The organism is Flavobacterium wongokense, assembly GCF_021608265.1.
Classification (GTDB): Bacteria; Bacteroidota; Bacteroidia; order Flavobacteriales; family Flavobacteriaceae; genus Flavobacterium; species Flavobacterium wongokense.
The window spans coordinates 1-3,099 of sequence record NZ_JAKIHP010000014.1 but is presented as its reverse complement, the minus strand read 5'-3'; the positions used below and the strand labels follow the sequence as shown (position 1 = coordinate 3,099).

Annotated in this window: 4 protein-coding genes; all 4 read left to right on the top strand. The window is 31.6% G+C overall.

Annotated features, from left to right (window positions below; genetic code table 11):
- Nucleotides 1-22: 22 nt before the first annotated feature.
- The 4 genes from L1S31_RS14775 to L1S31_RS14760 all read left to right on the top strand — a co-directional run bounded on the left by L1S31_RS14775 (nucleotide 23) and on the right by L1S31_RS14760 (nucleotide 2,973).
- The gene (locus tag L1S31_RS14775) at nucleotides 23-397 is read left to right on the top strand and encodes a hypothetical protein (protein WP_236465552.1); all 375 of its coding nucleotides are present in this window, start codon (nucleotides 23-25) and stop codon (nucleotides 395-397) included.
- Between the two features lie 171 nt (nucleotides 398-568).
- Nucleotides 569-1,078, top strand: a complete 510-nt coding sequence (locus tag L1S31_RS14770) for a hypothetical protein (protein ID WP_236465551.1) — start codon at nucleotides 569-571, stop codon at nucleotides 1,076-1,078.
- 161 nt (nucleotides 1,079-1,239) lie between these two features.
- Nucleotides 1,240-1,695 carry a hypothetical protein gene (locus L1S31_RS14765; protein WP_236465550.1) on the top strand — a complete coding sequence of 152 codons (456 nt, stop codon included), beginning with the start codon at nucleotides 1,240-1,242 and terminating at the stop codon, nucleotides 1,693-1,695.
- 561 nt (nucleotides 1,696-2,256) lie between these two features.
- Nucleotides 2,257-2,973, top strand: a complete 717-nt coding sequence (locus L1S31_RS14760) for a hypothetical protein (RefSeq protein WP_236465549.1) — start codon at nucleotides 2,257-2,259, stop codon at nucleotides 2,971-2,973.
- Nucleotides 2,974-3,099 lie beyond the last annotated feature (126 nt).

Below are 3,099 nucleotides of genomic sequence, written 5' to 3'. Positions count from 1 at the left end.
TAATTTCTTAAACCACCATAAAATGAGAACGATAAAATTTAATCCGGAAGAAATAAAAATGTTGAAAGAAATTATAGTGTTGGGAGAATCTCAATATGATAATTACTTTGGAGAAACATCAAAAGTTATTCTCAACAAAATAAGAATTGAGATTTTTCATTTTGATAAAAAAGAAACACAATTATTGAAAAGTTATACTTCAAATTGGATAAATAATCATGATGAAATTCTTGAGGAATTGCGTGTAAAATTCCTGGTAAATAAGAATCCTGATTATAACGCCATTTCAGAAACCGAAAAGGAATATATGCGCAAAATAAGTATGGTTTTCGCCATAAAATCCAAAATATTAAAAGAAAGCTTTATCACCTTTAAAGAAGTTTTGGAAAAGGCTTGAAAGAACGAAACTACCGCTAACAGCGGTTTTGCGCTATAGCTGGCTTATCTTTCTTGGAAAATACTCTGAACATCAGAATTTCTTATTACATTTATTCTTAATTTGCCGCTACAGCGCAAAGCCGCGGAACGTTGTGCGCAATTCAAGACAACACCCCTAAAAAAGAGAAAATTGGAAAATAAAGAAATTGAAACCAGAGGTAAAGTTCTAGCATTGAGTTTAAAAATTGAAGACAGCCTAAACAGAATATTGTACAATTTTTTTGCTCAACAATCTAAAGATAACGATACTCGAAATATCTTTTTGCAGAGTTTTATTTTACCTCTAACTTTTGGCGCGAAAATTAACTTATATAAACAAGTTCTTAATACTGGCAGATACCAAGGGAAAGTAATGAAAAAATTAAAAACGGTTGAAGATTTTCCGGTAAGTGATTTGTCAAGCTTTGTAAAAGTTGTTCAACAAAATCTTGCAGAGATTATTTCAACGAGAAACTATGCAGCTCATGGAACTGAAATTACAAAATCATTCTTGACTCTTAGTGAAGATGAAGTAGTTTTTATGAAAAAAGCTGACTTCATGAAATTTTCTAAAAAATCAGTTGAAGAGTTTTCGCAGTTAGTATTTGACACTTATAAATTGCTTGACATAACAGACGGAGTTTTAATCGACAAAGAATGAACTGCGCACAACAGCCGTTTGGCGCAATAGCTAGTTTGTCTTTCTTGGAAAATACTCTGAACTTCAGCATTTCTTATTACATTTTTCTTTAACTTGCCGCCACTACGCCAAGCGGCGGAACGTTATAGCCAATTGCAACCGAAACTGCTTAACCGAGAACAATGAAAAAAACAACAGTCATATTTGGAATTTTATTTGGCGTTTTATCATGCACGAGTAAAAAAGTTGTTGTTGAAGAGACTGAAAAAAACTCTCAAAACAGAAATAAAGTTGAGATAATAAAATTTATGGGAACAATCACTACATTCTCTACTGACATTGGTGAGGATACTTTTTGGAATTTTCCAGACGAACACGCAAAACTTACAATAAATGATGACGGGTTTATAGAAGATATAAAATCACTTAAATCAAAAGATGAAAGTCATTTTTTAGAATACACTTACGCATTCATTGTCCATAAAAAAAATGAAACTGACACACTCTATAGTGACTCAACATTAAAAACCTGGATACTGAAAAAATCAAATGGGAAAAAGGAATATTTTTACGATGAAGAAGGAATAACTGCCGAAAACTTAAGACATAGTTATTCGTTTTTTAAAGATTGTTGGTAGTTGCAACTGGCTATAACAGCGGTTTTGCGCCATAGCTAGTTTGTCTTTCTTGGAAAATACGCTGAACATCACAATTTCTTATTACATTTATCCTTAACTTGCCGCTACAGCGCAAAGCCGCGGAACGTTATGGCTCATTACTTCTCCAAGTTTACTCAGAAAATAATCAATTAAAAAGTTGCCGAAAATTTCAACTGGAAAATTGAAAGTTTGAACCGGAAAAAGTTCCTGGAAAAAGTTCGTTGCAGAAAGTTTGATTTGAAGTGCTCGCGAAAAACAAACTCAACAAAGTTTTGAAAATGTTTGTGTGGAATTTCTTCTCAGAAAATAAGCAGAAAATAAAAATCTAACCAGAAATGAAAATCGTCAAAAGTTTGCGTGCTCAAGTTGACGGGAAGCAACGAGCCATAACAGCCGTTTAGCGCTATAGCTACTAATACTTGTTTTGGAAAATCCGCTGGATTTTCCAATCTGTTTTTCTATCATATTTTTTCTTAACTTGCCGCTACATCGCCAAGCGGCGGAACGTTAGTAGCCATTTTGAGAACGAACAATTATCTTATGAAACCTTCCTTTATCTTATCCATTCTTTTTATCCTGTTTAGCTGTAGTCAACAGAAAATAAGTAATAATGAATTTAATTTAAAAGGACATGTAAAGAAAATAATAGAAACAACTTCTTTTCCAAAAAAACAAGGAATTCCGAGTTATTCCACAAAAACTGTATATACATTTAATCATCATAACTGTATATCGATTGAAGAATCTAACATAAATGGGCTAATTCAAAAAAAGGAATTTATTTATGACAAAGACAACATTCTAAAGGAGTCAAGAATTATAGTAAAAGGTAAAATTATATCAAAAAGCATATTTATTAAAAATAAAAATAAACAAATTATTAAAATAGAAACTGAAGATATTAGTGGAAAAAGTGAGATAGTAAATCGTTATAGCGATACGTTGTCACGACTTCCAGTCTCTGGTACAGAATTGAAAAACGGTTCTTTATCAAGAACTTGGAAAATTGAATATGAAAACGAATTAACATCAGTTTTTACTACAACAATATCAGGAAATACCACTCAATTATTCTATGAATATAATTCGAATAATGACTTTGTTAAAGTCGTTGATAAAAATAACTCTGGAGAAATAATTAATACGTATTTCAATGAGTACAAATATGACAAGGAAAATAATTGGATTGAAGAAGTCGATTATAACTCAGAAAAAGAAATAATTTTAAGCAAAAAAAGACAAATTAAATATTGGTAAAAACGGCTACTAACAGCCGTTTCTCGCAATTGCGAATTTTGTGGTAAGTTCACGTTCACGTTTCGCAAGAATTTTTATCTTTAACAGAAAATAATTCGTTCCGAAGTTCGCAACTGACGAGAAGCG

What these genes read in the sequence shown, in the direction of transcription:
- L1S31_RS14765 (WP_236465550.1), top strand. Translation starts at nt 1,240, where the DNA reads ATGAAAAAAACAACAGTCATATTTGGAATTTTATTTGGCGTTTTATCA.
- L1S31_RS14760 (WP_236465549.1), top strand. Translation starts at nt 2,257, where the DNA reads ATGAAACCTTCCTTTATCTTATCCATTCTTTTTATCCTGTTTAGCTGT.
- L1S31_RS14775 (WP_236465552.1), top strand. Translation starts at nt 23, where the DNA reads ATGAGAACGATAAAATTTAATCCGGAAGAAATAAAAATGTTGAAAGAA.